The organism is Mesorhizobium sp. B2-3-15 (assembly GCF_006442875.1).
Classification (GTDB): Bacteria; Pseudomonadota; Alphaproteobacteria; order Rhizobiales; family Rhizobiaceae; genus Mesorhizobium; species Mesorhizobium australicum.
In genome coordinates this window covers 197,338-214,793 of sequence record NZ_VFVO01000010.1, presented here as the reverse complement: position 1 = coordinate 214,793, position 17,456 = coordinate 197,338, and the positions used below count along the sequence as shown (strand labels likewise).

The following is a 17,456-nucleotide window of genomic DNA, read 5'->3' as shown; positions in this document are numbered from 1 at the left end:
AGTTGAGACATCAAGTCACCCCTTCATCGCAATGACGCGCCGCGCGGCATTCAATCCTGGCGCACCGGAAACTCCACCACCAGGATGCGAACCCGCGCCGGCCAGGAACAGCCCGTCGAGCGGCGTGTCGTAGCCCGACCAGCCGGACACGGGACGCGAGATCAGCATCTGATCGGCCTGCAACTCACCGTGATGCCAGTGGCCACCCGGCATGCGGTAGCGCTTCTCGATGTCCGCAGGGGTGAGCAGTTCGGCATGAATCACCGTCTTGCCGATGCCAGGCGCATAGGCTTCCAACTGGGCCATGATTGCCTCGAGGAATTTCGGCTTGCCGGCATCCCAGCTCTCTTTCAACCGATAGGGCGCGTATTGCACCACGGCGGACAGCACGCAGGCGCCGTCGGGCGCGAGCGACGGATCGGCGAGACTGGGCAGCGTGATTTCCATCACCGGCTCGGGCGAGAACTCGCCATATTTGGATGGATTGAAGGCACGTTCGACGTGGTCGGGAGAGGACGCGATCACCAGTCGGCCCTTATGGCCGGCGGCGTCGACACCGGCAAACCGCGGCGGCCGGTCGAGCGCCAGATGGAGCTTGGCGGCATCGCCCCTCATGCGGATGTTTTTCACTTTGCGCACGAAGCCGGTGTCGATCTCGCGCGGTCCGACGAGATCGAGGAAGGTGGTCGTCGGATTGATGGCCGAGACGATCGTTCGGGCGCGAAGCTCCTCGCCATTGTCGAGGGCAACGCCGACGGCGCGGCCTTTCTCGACAATGATCCTGGCGACGGGCATCGATGCGCGGATCATGACGCCAGCCTTTTCGGCAGCCGTGCGAATGGCGGCGACCACCGCGCCCATGCCGCCCTTTGGCAGCAATTGCGCTCCGGCCGCACCGCCGCTCTCTCCGCTCAGACGATAATAGAGGCCGAGCAGCGAGGTCGGCGAGCGCGGGCCGAGATGGCTGCCGAGCGTGGCGTCGAAGGCGAGCAGCCCCTTCAGCCTGTCGTCGGCGAGTTGTTCGTCAAGCAAGTCGGCAACGTTCATCAAAAGCACGCGCAGGAAGTCGCGCATGTCTTCCTTGCCAAGTTTCTTCAGCGCCACGGCGGTGCGGCCGAGCGAAGCGGCCTCCAGCAGCGACATGCCGCCGAGATCGGGCGGCCGGCGCGACAGGAAGGGTTTCAGGATGCCGGCATAGCGCAGCAGTTGCGCGCGTAGTTCCTTCCAGGCGGACTGTTCCGACGAACTGGCGCCGGTCAGCACCTCGCCATAAGCGCCATGCAGGACAAGCGGCGGTCCATCTTTCGACAACGCGACCGACGGCAGGAAGTCGGCGCGAGCGATCTGCAGCCCGTGCTTTTCCAGCTCCAGCGTTTTCACCACATCGGGATGCAGCCGGTTCAACACATGCGCGATGGACGAAGCGCGAAAACCGGGCGCAAATTCCTCGGTCCGCGCGGCGCCGCCGGGTTCGGCTCCTGCTTCCAGCACCAGCGCCTTGCGGCCGGCCTTCGCCAGCGTGGCGGCAGCGACAAGCCCGTTGTGGCCGCCGCCGATGACGATGGCATCAAATGACGTCATGGGCCGGGCTCATATGCGAGGTGGATTTTGCGAGATCGCGCAGGATTTCGGCGGCTGCGTTGCGGCCGGGCGCACCCATGACGCCGCCGCCGGGGTGGGTCGAGGAGCCGCACATATAGAGGCCGCCGACCGGCGACCGATATTGCGCGTAACCGGGCACCGGACGGTTGAACAGCAACTGGTCGAAGGTCAGCTCGCCCTGAAAGATGTTGCCTTCCGTGAGGCCGACCTCGGCCTCGATCTCGCGTGGCGTGCGCACCTCCATATGGACGATGCGGTCACGGAACCCAGGTGAATAATCCGATATCTGCGCAATCACGCTTTCAGCAAAACCGTCACGATCGGCGTCCGTCCACTCGCGACCAGCGATCTTGGGCGGAGCGTACTGAACGAAGCAGCTCATGAAATGTTTTCCTGGCGGCGCCATGGTCGGGTCTAGCGTCGTCGGGATGACCATGTCGAGGAACGGATCGGCGGACCAGCGGCCGGCCTTCCAGTCGTCATAGGCGCGCTCCATGCGCTCCATCGAATCGGTGAAATGCATGTCGCCGCGATAGACCGGCGAATCCTTCGGCAGCGCCGGGAATTCCGGCAGCGAATCAAGTGCTATGTTGACCTTTCCCGAGGATCCGCGAATCTTGAAGTTCTTCACCCGGCGCAGGAAGATGTCGGGCAGTTCCTTCTCCTCGACCAGCTTCAGGAAAGTGCGCTTCACGTCGGCATTGGAGACGACCAGCTTGCCGTAAATCTCCTCGCCGCCGGCCAGCACGACGCCCCTGGCCTTGCCACGGCTCACCAGCACATGGTCGACCTCGGCGCCGGTGCGTATAGTTCCACCCGAGGCCTTGAACGAGGCGGCCAGCGCCTTGGTCACGGCGCCCATGCCGCCGCGCGCATAGCCCCAGGCGCCAACCGATCCATCGACCTCGCCCATATAGTGGTGCAGCAGCACGTAAGCGGTGCCGGGCGACATCGGCCCGAGTGCCGTGCCGATGATGCCAGACAGGGCGAAGTTCGCCTTGATGACGTCGGTCTCGAAATATTCGTCGAGGAACTCAGAGATAGACATGGTCCAGAAGCGCAGCGTCAGTGCCATTTCCTCGGCGGAGAGACCCGCGAATTTCTTGCCGAGATAGAGCAGTTCGCCGAGGTCGCGCGGGCACAGGCTGGTTGGGTCCGGCGCGGTGCGCATCAACAGCGGCTGGATGAAGCGGCACTGCCGCGTCACGTCGCGGGCGTAGCGGTCATAGGCCTCGGCATCCCTTTTGGAGAAACGAGCGAATTCCCGCCGGTGCGCGTCGTGGTCGCGATAATTGGCGAGATAGTCGCCATCCCGGGTGAACACCGCGCCGCCCTCATAGGAGATGACTTGCAGGCCGAAGCGGGGGAGCTCCAGATCGCGCATGATCTCGGGTCGGAACAGCGAGCAGACGTAGGAGCAGTTGGAGTAGAGGAAGCCCGGCGTCAGTTCCCTGCTTGTGGCGGCGCCTCCGACCCAGTCGTTCTTCTCCGCAACCAGCACGTCGAGGCCGGCGCGCTGCAGGTAACAGGCGTTGACCAGGCCGTTGTGTCCGCCGCCGATGATGATCGCATCCCAAGCTTTCATTGTGGCCCAGTGCTCATCTGCTCCCGCTCTTCATTTCTGCGTGATCTGTCCCCTAATGCGTGGATTTTGGCACGGCACCAGCCATTGTGTCCAGCCATACTGAATGAATGTTCAACAAATGATATTGCGTTTTTCCGGACATGAGTTACGCTTTGCCGACGTTCGAACCCAGTAATCCGTCCATTGGGAACCGAGGCTGATGATTTGAATGGCAGACGCCACCCCGGAATATGACGAGGCCGCCATCATGAGCTGGGAGGCCATGCAGAAGGTGCTTGACAGTGCGAGCACCGTCCCACTCATCTTCGCGGGTGGAAGCCGGATGCAAAGGGATAGCCGGCGATGCTGGAGACCATCACACGCATGAAAACGGCAGACGCCAGGGACGCGCTTCTTGAACCGGCGCGGAAAGCCGAATCCGAGAAGCGCGGGCGCAAGGCCTCGAAGGAGGTCAGGCAGCTTCAGCTCATCGAGGCGACGATCGATTCGCTCGCCAAGCGCGGCTATTCGGAAACGACGATGGCCGATGTCGCCGACGGCGCCGGCCTGTCGCGCGGCATCGTCAATTTCCATTTCGAGAGCAAGGAAAAGCTGCTCGTCGCGACGCTGCAATATATGTACGACGAGTATTCCGCGCACTGGCGCAATGCCTTGCAAAAGGCAGGAGACGATCCCGCGCGTCAACTCCAGGTTCTCGTCGCGGCCGATTTCGACCGCTCCATCTGCAACAAGCGCAAGCTTGCCGCATGGTGCGCCTTCTGGGGAGAGGCCAAGTCGCGGCCGACCTACCAGGCGCTGAGCAGCGCGCGGGATGCCGTTTACCAGAATATATTCATCGACCTGTGCGCGGCTCTGAAACAGAGCGGCGGCTACGCCTATGAGCCGCAGGTCATGGCGCTGGCGCTCAGCGCCATGCTGGAAGGCTTGTGGCTGCGGTTGATGATGGGAACCGAGGACACCACGCGGGAGACCTCCTTGCAGGCGGCCAATGAATTCCTGTCGGCGGCTTTTCCGAAACACTACCCGCTGAAGGCCGCTAGCCCAACGAGATCATAAGAAGAGACGAACCATAAGAAACCGCAGAGGATGGAACAGCAATGAAGACACTGACAAGGCGCCTGACGCTGACGCTCGCGCTGGCGGGAACACTGGCGGCTTCGGCCGCGGCGCTGGCGATCGCGGCCGACAAGGATCTGATCGTGTTCGACTGGTCAGGCTATGAGGATCCGAGCTTCCACCCGAAATATGTCGAGAAAAACGGCGATTCGCCGACCTTTGCCTTCTTCGGCGATGAGGACGAAGCGTTCGAAAAGGTCCGTTCCGGCTTCAAGGCCGACCTTGGCCATCCCTGCTCGCAGAGCGTGACGAAGTGGCGCGAGGCGGGCCTGCTGCAACCGCTCGATACCTCGAAGATCACGGGCTGGAAGGATCTCAACCCCGGCATCATGGCGATGAAAAATCTCGCCACGACGGAGGACGGGAAAGCCTGGTTCATGCCCTGGGACTGGGGCAACACGCAGCTTACCTACAACTCCTCCAAGATCGACGAAAAGGACGTGCAGTCGCTGAAGGCGTTCGCCGATCCGAAGTTCAAGGGCCGCGTTTCGATCGGCGACAATGTCGACGATGCCTATGCGCTGGCGAGCCTCGCCATCGGCCTGAAGGACTGGACCAAGATGACCGACGACCAGTTCAAGCAGGCCTCCGACTTCCTGCGCCAGGTGCACAAGAACGTGCGCTCCTACTGGACTGATACCACCGACGTCGTCCAGCTTCTGAGCGGTGGCGAAGTCGATCTCGCCTGGGCCTGGAACGATGCGACCGTACAGTCGGTCGCTGCCGGCGTGCCGATCAAGTCTAAGAAGGACACGGCGGAAGGCATCTCGACCTGGGTGTGCGGCTACGTGCTGTTCAAGGATGCGCCCGGCAATACCGACAAGGCTTATGACTATCTCAACGCGGTCAACGATCCGGAGACCGCCAAGGTGCTGGTCAAGGACTGGGGCTACGGCCAGGCCAACGCCAAGGGCATGGCCGGCGTCGATCAGGCCATCCTGAAGGAAAAGGGCTATGACGACGTGCAGAAATTCGTCGACAAGACGCTGTTCCAGCAGCCGCTCCCGTCAGATCTCAAGCTCAAGATGATCGCCGAGTTCGAGAAGATCAAGGCTGGCTATTGAACGACAAGACAGAAAGAACCGACGTCGTCATCGTCGGCGCCGGCTTCACCGGGCTGTCGGCGGCGCTCGAGCTGAAGAGGGCCGGCGTCGGCTTCCTGCTGCTCGAGGCACGCGACCGCGTCGGTGGGCGGGTCGAGGCTATGTGGAACGGGCTTGGCGAGCGCATCGACAGCGGCGGCCAGTTCCTGTGCGAGGACATGCCGCAGCTGATGGAACTGGCCCAGGCTCGCGGCAAGACCTTCGTCGAGACTTATGTCGAGGGCGATTTCATCACTTGCCCGTCAATGTCGGTCGGCCGGGCCGAACGGACCTATCACGCCTCGATGGCGATCCGCGAACGCATGAACAGCATCGAGCCCAACGATCCCGCCATTGCGGGATTGACCGTTGCCGAGTGGCTGGAGCGGCAGGATGACGTGGGCGAGGTCAAGGCGGCCTTCCGGTCGATGATCGAGGGCCTGTGGTGCCTGGCATTGGAGAGGGTGCCGCTCTGGTATCTGATCGACAATGACCGGCGTATCACCAATGAGGTGCCGGAGCTGCAATATTCCCTGCGCGAGACCATGCAGTCGTTGGCCGATGATCTGGCGGAGGACCTCGGCGGCCGGGTGAGGCTCGGTGAACCTGTCACCCGCATCGAATACGGTCCGCCAGGGGTTCGTGTCGTCTCGAGCAATAGCGTGATCGAAGCGCGAGAAGTTCTGGTCGCCGTGCCGCCGGCGACAGCCGCGAAGCTCGATTTTACGCCCGCCTTGCCGGCAGCCCTGGAAGCGGCGCTCGGCGCCTGGGAAAGCGGCGCGGTGATCAAGGTCCTGGTGCGCTATCCCAAGCCGTTCTGGCGCGAGCGGGATTTGAGCGGGATGGTGATGTGGCGCGATCTGCCGGGGCTGTTTGCCTGCGACGCCAGCAGGGATCCCGATCATGCGGCGCTTGTCGTCTTCGTTGGCGGACCGCTGGCGCTGCGCTGGCACGAACTCGGCGAGTCGGATCTGCGGACGCAGGTGACGACGGAGCTTGTGGAGGCGCTCGGTCCGGAGGCGGCGGATGTTCTCGATTTCAACCGCCGTGACTGGACGCATGATCGCTGGAGCGGCGGTGCCTATAGCGACCTGATCGTCGATGTGTCGGCGAGGGGTGCCGAGGCCACCATTCTTGCCGGCGCACCGCCGGTGCATTTCGCGTCGTCGGAATTGGCGCCGTCATTCCCGGGCTATGTCGAGGGCGCGATCGTGGCCGGGCGTATCGCGGCGCGCAGGATCATCGCCGGAGTTCAGTCGGCCATCGCGACCAACGCTTCCGGATCATAGGCGAGGCGGATCGAGGTGCCGACTGGAATGTCATCGGCGCCGAAATCGTTGGTCTCGGTCACCGAGAGCGGCTTCTCCAGGCCAGGGATTTCGACGATCAGATGGGTGATCTCGCCGAAATAGTGGCGTTCCACCACCTTGCCGGCGACCTCGAACTTGGCTGTCGCGTTGTCCCACAGCACGCGCAGGCGCTCCGGTCGGATGCCGAGCGTCGCGCCGCCGCCATTGCGCACGAAAGCCTTCGGCTTGTCGGTCTTGATACGGCCGAAACCCAGCGTGTCGACGATCAGCGAGGCGCCGTTCTCCTCGACGATCTCGGCCTTGACGAAATTCATGCCGCCAAGGAAGTCGGCGACCTGGCGGTTTACCGGGCGCTGGTAGATTTCCTTCGGGGAGGCGACCTGCGCGATCTTGCCGCCGAACATCACGGCGATGCGATCGGACATTGCGAGCGCTTCATACTGATCGTGGGTGACCAGGACGAAGGTAATGCCGACGGCCTGCTGCAGGCGGCGCAGTTCGACCTGCATCTGCTCGCGCAGCTTCTTGTCGAGCGCCGACAGCGGCTCGTCGAGCAAAAGCACCTTAGGTCGCATCACCAGGGCGCGGGCGAGCGCGACGCGCTGCCGCTGGCCGCCGGAAAGCTCCGTGGCAAGCCGCTTGCCGAGGCCGGTGAGCGAGACCTGCGCCAGCGCCTCCTCGACCCGGCGCTTCTCTTCGTCACCCTGCAGCTTCAACCGCTTCAGCCCGTAGGCGACGTTCTGCTCGACATTGAGGTGCGGGAAGATCGCGTAGCTCTGGAACACCATGTTGGTCGGCCGGCGGTTAGCCGGTATGCCTTCCATGGGCTGGCCGCCAACCGCGATCGAACCGCTGGTCGGATTGTCGAAGCCGGCGATCATGCGCAAAAGCGTGGTCTTGCCGCAGCCCGACGGGCCGAGCAGCGAGAAGAACTCGCCTTCCCTGATGGTCAGGGAGGCGTCGTCCAGCGCCTTGAACGCCCCATAGCTGCGGGTGACATTGCGGATCTCGATCATCGATCTTTCGGATTGGATCCTGTCCGCGTGAGGGCGCTCGATCCGCGGCTGCTCAGGCATAGAGGCCTCCCTCGTTCTGGGTGCGTCTGGCCGCGCGGCGACGCAGGACTTCAGCAATTGTCATCAACAGGAAAGAGGCAACCAAAAGCAGCGTGCCCAGCGCCAGCACGCCGGGCAGTTTCGAGGCGAAACGCAACTGGCCCCAGATGTAGATCGGCAGCGTCGCCTCGGTGCCGGTGAGGAAGAAGGCGATGATGAATTCGTCCAGCGAGATGGTGAAGCAGACCAGAAGGCTGGAAATGATCGCCGGCGCCACCATCGGCAGCGTTACACGCCGGAAAGTGCCGAAGGCGCTTTCGCCGAGATCGGCGGAGGCTTCCTCGAGGCTGCGGTCGAAACCCTCGAAGCCGGAAGTCAGCACCGTCATCGAATAGGGAATGCAGACCAGGACGTGGCCGAGCACGACAGTGAACAGCGAAAGACCGAGGCCCAACTGCAGCATCACCAGCAGCATCGAGATGGCGACGATCACTTCGGGCAGCACAAGCGGGGCCATGATCAGACCGTTGATGGCGCGGCGGCCGGGATAGCGGTAGCGGGTGATCGAGCGGGCGGCGAGGATGCCGAGTACGGTGGAGAGGATGGCTGCCGAGACGCCGACGATCAGGCTGTTCCAGGCGGCATCGAGCAGCGCCGGCGTGCGCGGCAGGTCTTCGTACCATTGCAGGGTGAAGCCGGTCAGCGGGAATTTCGGCGTCGCCGCCGTGTTGACCGAGAAGATCGGCAGGAAGATGACGGGCAGATAGAGGAAGACGATATAGAGGAACGCATAGGCCGACAGCCAGCAGCCCGGCAGGAAGCGCCGCGCCTTCATCGCGCCATCCTTTGCAAGCCGCGGATGATCAGCACCGTGGCGCCGGCCATCAGAGAGACGATCAGCATGGTGGTGACGGAAAGTGCGGCACCGAGCGGCCAGTTGGCGGCTTTGCCGAACTGCGCTTGGATGGCATTGGCGATCATGACGCCATCCTTGCCGCCGACGAGCTTTGGCGTGACATAGTCGCCGACAGTCGGGATCATGACGATCAGCGCCGCGGAAATGATGCCTGGCGCCGACAGCGGCAAGGTCACGCGCAGGAACGACCGGAAGGGTCCATCGCCAAGGTCGGTGGCCGCTTCGACCAGCGTGCGGTCGACCTTCTCCAGGGACACGAAAATCGGCAGGATGGCGAAGGCCGCCCAGGCATGGGTGAGCGTGATGATGACGGCGCTCGAATTGTAGAGCAGGGCGGTCGACGGTTCGTCGATGATGCCCAGACCCATCAGGCCGGAATTCAAGACGCCGTTATAGCCCAGGATGACCTTCCACGACATCACGCGCAAGAGATAGCTGGTCCAGAACGGGATGGTTATGAGGAACAGCCACAGGCTCTTGTGACGGCCGCCATGGAAGGAAATGAAATAGGCGATCGGGTAGGCGAGGACGACGGTGAACAGGCTGACCGTCAGCGAGATGTAGAGCGAGCGCCACAACAGATCGCGGTAGATCGGCTCGGTCAGTGCGACGCGATAGTTTTCCAGCGTGAAGGTGCGGTCGATGGTCAGGTAGTGCTGCGTCCAGAAGGAATGGGCGATGACGACCAGGATCGGCAGGACCAGAAGGATGAGAGCGTAGAGAAAGGTCGGGCTGATCAGGGCAAAGCCTTGTACAGGCTCGGATTGCAGAAGGGCATTTCGTCTGGCCCGCGTCATGCCCAACGAGGGCGCCCCTTCCGCAGCCGCCGTCATTGCCGGACTCCGGGGCTCCGGGCTCCGCGTGTGATCTCGATTGCTGGCCTGGATTGTCCCGCCATACGGCATCCCATTGGGCTGGCGCCGGCTATTGTTCCCCTTCCCGGCTTTCTTTCATCATGCGCGCATCCGCGGATTGAAATCAAGCGCTAATTCTGCAATATTGATTGAACGGACATTCAAAATCGTGTGAGCAGGGCGGCGATTTCGGCCATGGCGAACCGGATTAATGCCCGGAAAATTCGGGGATGATGTGGAGGCGATGATGGCGGCGGTGAGGGATCTGAAGGCACGCGAAACGGCTGGCCCTGGTGGCGACGATGCGGTCGAACTGGCCAAGCGTCATCTCATCCAGCCCTGGCCCTACGCCGGTTCCGTCGGTTCGGAGGCGCGCGCGCTGATCGGCGAAGGCGATGGCATCTACATTACCGACAGCACCGGCAAGCGGCTGATAGACGGCCCGGCCGGCATGTGGTGCGTCAATGTCGGGCATCGTCGCGAGGAACTCGCCAGGGTGATGTACGACCAGGCGATGGCGCTGTCCTACAACACGCCCTGGTACACGATGAACGCGCCGTCGGCGGAGCTTGCCAAACGCATCGCCGGCCATGCCCCAGGCGACCTCAGCCACGTCTTCTACACCACGGGCGGTTCCTCGGCGGTCGAGACGGCGCTGCGCTTCATGCAGTTTTACAACAATGTGCGCGGCCGGCCGGAAAAGAAGCTGATCCTGAGCCGTGGCGGCGCCTATCATGGCTCAACCTATCTCTCGGCCTCGCTCAATGGCCGCCCGCGCGACCGCGACTGGATGGATGGCGCCGACGAACTGGTGGTCAAGCTCGCCTCCCCCGACCCGTTCCGCCGGCCGAAAGGCATGAGCATCGCCGCTTTCACCGATTTCCTTGTCGACCAGTTCCGCGATACGGTCGCGCGTGTCGGCGCCGACAGAATAGGCGCGTTCGTCGGCGAACCCATACAGGCGTCCGGCGGCGTCATCATTCCGCCGGACGGCTACCTCAGGCGCATCCGCGAGATCTGCCGCGACAAGGATATTCTTTATATCTCCGACGAGGTGGTGACGGGCTTCGGACGTCTGGGCCATGTCTTTGCCTCGGGCGACGTGTTCGGCATCGACCCCGACATGATCACTTTCGCGAAGGGCGTCACCTCGGGTTATTTCCCGCTTGGCGGCGTCATCATCTCGGAGCGGCTGCTGGAGGAATTACGCCGTTCCAACCATCCCGACGCGATGTTCGGCCATGGCCTGACCTACACCAGCCATCCGGTCGGCTGTGCCGTGGCGTTGAAGAATCTCGACCTGCTGGAAGAGAGCGTGCTTGCTCACACGCAGGCGGTCGCGCCCTATTTCCAGGCGCAATTGAAGACGCTGGAAGAGCTGCCGCTGGTCGGCGAAGTGCGCGGCGTCGGGCTGATGGGCTGTGTCGAATGCGTCGCCGATCGCGAAAGCAAGGATCCGCTGCAGCTCGACAAGGATGTCGGCAAACGCATCGACGCCCACTGCCACGAGCTTGGCCTGCTGGTGCGGCCGCTGATCAACATGTGCGTGATGTCGCCGCCGCTCGTCATTACGCGCGAGCAGATCGACGACATGGTCGGCATCCTGCGCGAGGGTATTTCACGCACGATGGAAGATCTCAGGAAAGAGGGTGTGTGGCAGGGGTGAGTTTCTCCTTCTCCCCGTTTTCACGGGGAGAAGGTGCCCGAAGGGCGGATGATGGGCAGCGCTGACGGGGACTTCACCAATCAGCAGGGTTGTCATGCCCGCGACCTCAGCGCGTCGTTCAAATCCCACATGTCCTTCTCCTCCGGCGCCGTTTCCAGGCCGAGCACCGGAACCTGCTTGCGCAGGTGGTCGTGGTGGGTGCGGACGCCATATTCGAGGTCGGAGAGATAAAAGCCCTCGAAAGCCTCGGACAGCATGGATTCGTTCGACCAGACCGAGAGCTGCACATCTTCCGACATGGTGTCGCGATCGATGCGGAAGGAGAGGTAGCGGGCGGCGGCCTGCTCTCGGCTCTCGTCGCGGTAACGATAGATGGCGCCGCGCAGCAGCGTCTCACCCGTCGACAGTGGGAACTCCTGATAAAACTGCACTGATTCCGGCATCACCGACAGAACGGCGTTGGGAAAGATACCGTAATAGACCCAGGCCTTCCTGAGATGGTCAGGCAGATGCGTCGGCTCCGGCGCGATCTTGACGTAGTTCTTCACGCTCCAGCGGCGGCCGGCATGCGGGTTGTAGGTGGCGAAGGAGCGCGAGACGCCATTGACGAAGGGCTCGTCGAAATAGGTGGCGCCATAGAGATCCTGCAAGGCCGGATGCGCCATGGCGACATGATAGCCTTCATTGTCGACGTCGCGCACCGACTTCCAGTTGACCGGCGTCTTCTGGGTCCAGATGCCCCAGGAAGGCACCATGTCGGCGGCCTTGTAATGCGCGAATTCGGGTTCGATCGGCCTCAGCAGCTCGGCGACGGAGGGCTGTGGCCCGCCATTGCGGAAGCGGATGAAGATGAAGCCCATCCAGATTTCGAGGTCGAGCGGCATCAGGCCAAACTCGGTCTTGTCGAGGTCGGGGAAGGAGCGCGGGCGGGCGGCGCCGCGCAGCGTGCCGTCGAGATTGTAGACCCAGCCGTGAAACGGACAGACCAGCGCGTTCTTGCAATTGCCCTGGCTGTCGGCGACGACGCGGCTGCCGCGATGGCGGCACATGTTGTTGAAACCGCGTACCACGCCGTCCTTGCCGCGCACGATCAGGGCGCGTTCGCCAATGACATCCATGGTGAGGTAATCGCCGGCGTCCGGTATGTCGCAGACATGCCCGACGATCTGCCAATGATTGCGGAACACATGCTCCTTCTCCAGTTCGAGAAGGGCGTCGGAATGGTAGCTCCAGCCCGGCAGTCCCCGCCGGTCCCAATCGTTCGGGATTGCCACGTCACGGAGGTGCGGGTTCATAAAACGTCTCTTCTTTTATTGAATATGCATTCAATATAATCATATTTTGCATTGAAATGCAATGGCTTGTGGAGATGTGACTGTTCCGCAGCGAAAATGTCGGCGCTGGTTCCATGGGAATCCCGCGCCGTTGCGGGCTTCGAAAACCCCGGAAAATCCGGATCTTAGCCAGAGTTCCGTAACTGCCCCCGATCGCTGGCTCGCGCCGCCAATCGTTCACGCGGCTACCGGTCGTGCACGTCTTGCAACCCGCCACCCCTCGGGCCAAAACAGCCAATGACCGACCCTGCCCGGTTTTGCCCGTATCGATGTTTCAATCCGGTTACATTGCCAAGCTCTCGTCACCTTTGCACCGTTACAAGGCGCGATTAAATTCGTTTAATCGCAAAAAGAAAATCAACGAAGGGGATGATGATGCATGCGAAAGTCCAGATCACCAGCGGCAACCGCTTTCAAGCTCCAGAGCGCGCTGACCGCCGCCCGAAGCTGGCCCTTCGCCAGCGCGCCAGCGACCACCCGATGGGAATGTTCATGGCGCTGGCTGCTTGCGCCTTCGCCGGCATGGCGTTCACGCCGACGGTCGGCCCAGCCTTCGCTTCGTTGAACCCGCCCGCCAACGTCATCGAAGGCGCGCCGACCACGACCACGACCGCCCGCCTGCCTATGCCGGCAATCGATTTCGCCTGCAGGGGGCAGGCCTGGGGCGCCGAGAGCGTGGATTGCCTGCGCGCCATTGCCGAGCAGTCCGGAACGCACAAGACCCGCGCGATCCGCATGATCGCCAACGCCGCGCCGCTGACCAGCACGCCCAACATCTTCTGATTTCTGCCTCTGCGTTTCTGCCGGGGCATGATCCCGAAACCGGTTCCCGTTTGGGGATCATGCCCTACCTCCCCGAGCGCTTCTCGGCGCTCGCTTCGGCTCCCGCCGCGATGTCGGCCGGGAGCCTTTTTTATGCTTTCAACGCGGCCTGCTCGGCGATGGTCGAAAGCACACTGCGTACATCCAGCGTGCTGAACGGTTTTTCGAGGATCTGTGGCCGCTGCTGCGACGGCAAGGCTTCGACTTCCGCCTTCGCGCCGATCAGGTCGCCGGTGACGAGCACGAAACGCCGCGCCAGGTCGGGCCGTTCGGCGAGCAGTTCGCGGTAGATCGAAATGCCTGATATGCCGGGCATGCGCAGATCCGAAAAGACGATATCGGGGGGCATGTGGCCACCCAAGGTGGCGGCGCCCGATTCCCAGAGCGGCGCGATCCGCGACTTGATGCCCATCAGTTCGAGAATATCGGACAGGGAACCGGCGACGTCAGGCTCGTCATCGATGATCAGCGCATGGCGCAGGCCGCTCGATCGTGGCTGGCTTTCGCCGGCGGCGGCGATGCCCGCAGAGATCGCCGGCAACTGGACGACGAAACGCGCGCCTCTCGGCAACACCTCCTCGAACCAGACATTGCCGTTGTGCCGTTCGATGATCGATTTCGAGATCGACAGGCCAATGCCGGTGCCGACGCCGACCGGCTTGGTGGTGAAATAGGATTCGAAAATGCGCGAACGGATGGCTTCGGGAATGCCGGGCCCGTTGTCCTCGACCGAGAAGCCGGGATTGCCCCGATCGCTGCGGAAGCTCCGCACCTTGATCAGGCGGTCGCCGGCGACGCCGGCCAGGGCATGCTGGCTGTTGATGAGGAAATTGGCCGCCACCTGTGTCACGTGGTCGGCATCGGCCATGGCGAGCAGCGGACCTGGCGCGAAATCGGTATCGATGACGATGCCGCTCGAGCGCGCGCCGTAGGCGGTCACTTCGAGAGCGGCGCGGATCACCTGGTTGAGATCGGTCTCGGCCTGTGCCGCCGGATGGAGGCGGACCATCGACAGGAAGCTTTTGACGATGCGCCCGCAGCGCTCGGCGGCGGCACGAACCTTTTCGGCCCGGACCTTGGTCTGCGGATCCGAGGAGAATTCATGCAGCAGCGTCGACTGGGCCACGACGACGGCCAGCGGATTGTTGAGTTCGTGCGAGACGCCGGCAAGCAGCGAGCCCATCGCCGCCATCTTCTCGTTCTGGTGCAGCTTCTCGCGCTGCCGGTTGATCTCTTCCTCGGCGCGCAGCCTGTCGCGCAGGTCGCGGATCGAGCCAAAGATCAGGCGGCGGTCGGCGACCCGCATCTCGGTCGCCGTCAGTTCGATCGGAAACACCTCGCCGGCGGCATTCTGCGTCACGGTCTCGAGCCGCTGGCCGACCATCGGGGCGCCACGGCCGGACATGTAGTCGGCGCCCGAGGCATAGCCCTTGCGGTAGTATTCAGGAACGACCGTGTCGAGCAGGTCCTTGCCGAGGATATCGCTGCGCAGGAAGCCGAACATCTTCTCGGCGGCCGGATTGAATTCGATGATCGACCCGGCCTCGTCGATGACGATAATGGCGTCGAGCGAGGCCTGCAGCATGGTGCGGCGGATCACTTCGCTGGCATGGGCGTCCGAGGGGGAGTGTTCGATGGCGTCGCCTATGGCGAGGGCGATGATGTGCAGCGTCGCCTCCTCCTCGTCGGTCCATTCCCGCTCTTCGACGCAGTCATTGACGGCCAGCGTCCCCCACAAATGGCCGTGCGCGAAGACCGACACCGACAGGAACGACTTGATGTTCTGCTTCTCGAAATCGGCCCTCAGGAATCCTTCGAGGTCGCGCGTATGGCCGGCGAAAATCTTGCCCTGCCGCTCATCCTCGGCCAGCCGCTCAAGCAGCGGATCCGAATTGACGATCGACTGCATGATGACGGTCGGTGAGGCCAGTTCGCCGCCGAAGTCAGGATCGATCCAGTAGGCAGCGACCGACTGGGCGAAACCCTGGCCGGGCAATTCGCGCAGGCGGAACAGGATGCCGCGCTGGCACTCCATGGCGTGGCATAGCGTCTCCAGTATGCCGTCCATTTCGCGCTGCCAGTCGCCGGCCTCGCGCAGCCGGCGCACGACACGCACGGCGGCCATCGCCGCGCCCTGCCTGAAACCCTGCATGTCCGTGCTTGCCGTGTCGCCCATCATTGTCAGCCATTAGTCCAGAGTCACGCCAATCGATCGGCTGGCAACGGCTGCGGAGCGGACTTCCTCGGTCTGACGCTCAGCTGCCGTCGCCGGCCGGCAGCGAGAAAATATAGCCTTCGCCACGCACCGTGCGCAGGAATTTCGGGTTGGCCGGGTCCGTCTCGATCTTCTTGCGCAGGCGCATGATGCGGATATCGACGGCGCGCGACGATTCCGGATCCTCGGTGAAGCCGATCGCCTCGGAGATCGCGGCCCTGGTCAGCAGCCGGTTGGCGCGGGTCAGGAAAACCTCCAGCACGTCGAATTCGCTCTTGGCCATGTCGATCACTGTGCCGTTGGCGCCGGTGACCATCCTGCCGTCGAGATCGGCCTGGAAGGGGCCGAAAGCGACGGAGCGCCGATCCGTGCTGGCCTTCCTGTCCTGCGGCTCCGTCGGCTGGGGAACACGGCGCAGCACGCTGCGCACCCTGGCCAGCACCTCGCGCAGTTCATACGGCTTGACGATATAGTCATCGGCGCCGAGTTCCAGTCCGACGATGCGGTCGAGCGCGGTGCCGGCGGCGGTCGCATAGATGATGCCGATCGGCATTTTCGAGCGCAGCCAGCGGCCAAGCGACAAGCCATCCTCGCCCGGCATGGCGATGTCGAGGATAGCCAGATGGAAGGACTGCGTCTCGATCAGGCGGCGCGCGGCGGCCGCGGTTTCAGCGGTCGAAACATCATAGCCGGCGGCGCCGAGATATTCGGCGACCGCGTCCCTCAGGTCGGGCTCATCCTCGACGATAACAATTCTTGCCCGCACGATGCTCTCGCTCCCACTTTCAGTGGAAAGTAGATTGGGTATAAACATGATGTCCAGCACTCATATCCGGTTGCCAGGGAACGGTTGGAAAACATGGCCGCACGAGCCATCATTGCGCTTGTTTCCGTCGCCGAGGTCGTCGCGAGCGAGCTTGCCGACCATCTCGAGCGGCGCGGCCACGACGTGCGCCGGGCGCGGCAGCCCTGGGAGGCGGAATCGCTGCTGTCGGGCGGCGGCATCGACGTTGTCGTTGTCGGGGACAGCCTCAGCCAGGCGGAAGGGCGGGATCTGCTCAGGCGTTTTGGCGGCCAAGCTGGGGGTGGGGAGCATGGACCGGATTTCATCCTGATATGCCGGCCGGCCGATCTCCTCGACAAGGTGTTGGCGCTCGAGCTCGGCGCCGCCGACGTCGTCGAAAGTCCGCTCAATGTCAGGGAACTCGCCGCGCGTGTCGGTGGCCTGCTTTCGCGGCGCGGCAGGGGTACCCAGGAGCTGATCGTGCTGGAGAACGCAACCGTCGACCTGAGATCGGCGATGGTCATGCATCGCTCCGGTACGCAGGAGCAGCTCTCGCCCGGCCAGGTGGCGCTCCTCAGGCTGTTCCTGGCGAGCCCGCGCAAGGTACTGACGCGGGACGACATTATCGCAGCCGCGCCGGCCGAGAATGCCGACGCCTTCGATCGCTCGATCGACTCGCGCATCGTGCGACTGCGCCGCAAGCTCGACACCGAGACCATCACCACCATACGCGGCGCCGGCTACAGGTTCGATCCGCCACGGCAATTCGCCGACTGACGGCTGTGTTTTCCTGCTGGTTCGTCGGATGAGCATCGGACTTTCCATTTTCCCGCGCCGATGCCCGCGAGGTTCAGCGCACCACCAGCAATGACGGGCCCGAGGCCATTTCGCCGCCGACGGCGAACTCGCTTGCGTGAGCGCGTTCCTTGAGCAGCACGCTGGCGAGTGCGGCAAAGCCGAGCAGGCCCTGCGCATAGAGCAGTGCGGAAAGCACGGAAGCCGCGAATTTTGTCTTCATGATCTGAATTCCCCAAAAAGATGACTGTGTAGCGGGTCGCTTCAGGAACTCCCGAAGTGCCCGCGCCGCCCACGGAGCCCCCCGTCGCGGCGCGGGC

General features: G+C 63.2%; 15 protein-coding genes. 6 read left to right on the top strand and 9 right to left on the bottom strand.

Going from position 1 to position 17,456, the window contains the following annotated elements:
- Positions 1-15: 15 nt before the first annotated feature.
- Positions 16-1,581, bottom strand: coding sequence for an NAD(P)/FAD-dependent oxidoreductase (locus FJ954_RS21250; protein ID WP_140662957.1), 1,566 nt, complete (start codon positions 1,579-1,581; stop codon positions 16-18).
- The gene (locus FJ954_RS21245; RefSeq protein WP_140662955.1) at positions 1,568-3,187 is read right to left on the bottom strand and encodes an NAD(P)/FAD-dependent oxidoreductase; all 1,620 of its coding nucleotides are present in this window, start codon (positions 3,185-3,187) and stop codon (positions 1,568-1,570) included. Before FJ954_RS21245 ends, FJ954_RS21250 begins: the two co-directional genes overlap by 14 nt.
- 342 nt (positions 3,188-3,529) lie before the next feature.
- Between FJ954_RS21245 and betI the strand changes: the two genes are divergently transcribed.
- From betI to FJ954_RS21230, 3 genes are read left to right on the top strand one after another with little or no spacing between them, the layout of a single operon-like run.
- Positions 3,530-4,243, top strand: coding sequence for a transcriptional regulator BetI (gene betI, locus FJ954_RS21240; RefSeq protein ID WP_140662953.1), 714 nt, complete (start codon positions 3,530-3,532; stop codon positions 4,241-4,243).
- A gap of 41 nt (positions 4,244-4,284) precedes the next feature.
- On the top strand, positions 4,285-5,367 hold the full coding sequence (locus FJ954_RS21235) for an ABC transporter substrate-binding protein (protein ID WP_140616746.1): 1,083 nt from the start codon (positions 4,285-4,287) through the stop codon (positions 5,365-5,367).
- Positions 5,364-6,674, top strand: a complete 1,311-nt coding sequence (locus FJ954_RS21230; protein ID WP_140662951.1) for a flavin monoamine oxidase family protein — start codon at positions 5,364-5,366, stop codon at positions 6,672-6,674. Before FJ954_RS21235 ends, FJ954_RS21230 begins: the two co-directional genes overlap by 4 nt.
- On the opposite strand, the gene FJ954_RS21225 is transcribed toward FJ954_RS21230, so the two are convergent.
- Genes FJ954_RS21225 through FJ954_RS21215 form a run of 3 tightly spaced genes read right to left on the bottom strand, consistent with a single transcriptional unit; the run spans position 6,638 to position 9,499 of the window.
- On the bottom strand, positions 6,638-7,711 hold the full coding sequence (locus tag FJ954_RS21225; RefSeq protein WP_041163306.1) for an ABC transporter ATP-binding protein: 1,074 nt from the start codon (positions 7,709-7,711) through the stop codon (positions 6,638-6,640). The genes FJ954_RS21230 and FJ954_RS21225 overlap by 37 nt on opposite strands.
- A gap of 52 nt (positions 7,712-7,763) precedes the next feature.
- Positions 7,764-8,585: an ABC transporter permease gene (locus FJ954_RS21220; protein ID WP_140662949.1), complete on the bottom strand. Its 822-nt coding sequence runs from the start codon at positions 8,583-8,585 to the stop codon at positions 7,764-7,766.
- Entirely contained in the window at positions 8,582-9,499 is a 918-nt protein-coding gene (locus FJ954_RS21215) for an ABC transporter permease (protein ID WP_140662948.1), read from the bottom strand. Before FJ954_RS21215 ends, FJ954_RS21220 begins: the two co-directional genes overlap by 4 nt.
- A 268-nt stretch (positions 9,500-9,767) precedes the next feature.
- On the opposite strand from FJ954_RS21215, the gene FJ954_RS21210 reads away from it, so the two are divergent.
- Complete coding sequence (locus tag FJ954_RS21210; protein WP_140663030.1) at positions 9,768-11,186, top strand: aminotransferase; 1,419 nt, start codon at positions 9,768-9,770, stop codon at positions 11,184-11,186.
- A 92-nt stretch (positions 11,187-11,278) separates the two neighbouring features.
- Here the strand turns inward: FJ954_RS21210 and FJ954_RS21205 are convergent, their stop codons facing one another.
- The gene (locus FJ954_RS21205; RefSeq protein WP_140662947.1) at positions 11,279-12,481 is read right to left on the bottom strand and encodes an aromatic ring-hydroxylating dioxygenase subunit alpha; all 1,203 of its coding nucleotides are present in this window, start codon (positions 12,479-12,481) and stop codon (positions 11,279-11,281) included.
- Between the two features lie 414 nt (positions 12,482-12,895).
- Here FJ954_RS21205 and FJ954_RS21200 point away from each other — a divergent pair, with 414 nt between their 5' ends.
- Positions 12,896-13,303: a hypothetical protein gene (locus FJ954_RS21200; protein ID WP_140616753.1), complete on the top strand. Its 408-nt coding sequence runs from the start codon at positions 12,896-12,898 to the stop codon at positions 13,301-13,303.
- 130 nt (positions 13,304-13,433) lie between these two features.
- Here FJ954_RS21200 and FJ954_RS21195 read toward each other — a convergent pair whose 3' ends face one another.
- Together FJ954_RS21195 and FJ954_RS21190 are read right to left on the bottom strand one after the other, a co-directional pair.
- Positions 13,434-15,521 (bottom strand): PAS domain S-box protein, encoded by a 2,088-nt coding sequence (locus tag FJ954_RS21195; protein ID WP_181171236.1) that lies wholly within the window; start codon positions 15,519-15,521, stop codon positions 13,434-13,436.
- A gap of 76 nt (positions 15,522-15,597) precedes the next feature.
- Complete coding sequence (locus FJ954_RS21190; RefSeq protein ID WP_181171238.1) at positions 15,598-16,371, bottom strand: response regulator transcription factor; 774 nt, start codon at positions 16,369-16,371, stop codon at positions 15,598-15,600.
- Positions 16,372-16,416: 45 nt separating this feature from the next.
- Between FJ954_RS21190 and FJ954_RS21185 the strand changes: the two genes are divergently transcribed.
- Positions 16,417-17,118, top strand: a complete 702-nt coding sequence (locus tag FJ954_RS21185; protein WP_140662945.1) for a response regulator transcription factor — start codon at positions 16,417-16,419, stop codon at positions 17,116-17,118.
- 73 nt (positions 17,119-17,191) lie between these two features.
- On the opposite strand, the gene FJ954_RS21180 is transcribed toward FJ954_RS21185, so the two are convergent.
- Positions 17,192-17,359, bottom strand: a complete 168-nt coding sequence (locus FJ954_RS21180) for a hypothetical protein (RefSeq protein WP_015315429.1) — start codon at positions 17,357-17,359, stop codon at positions 17,192-17,194.
- Positions 17,360-17,456 lie beyond the last annotated feature (97 nt).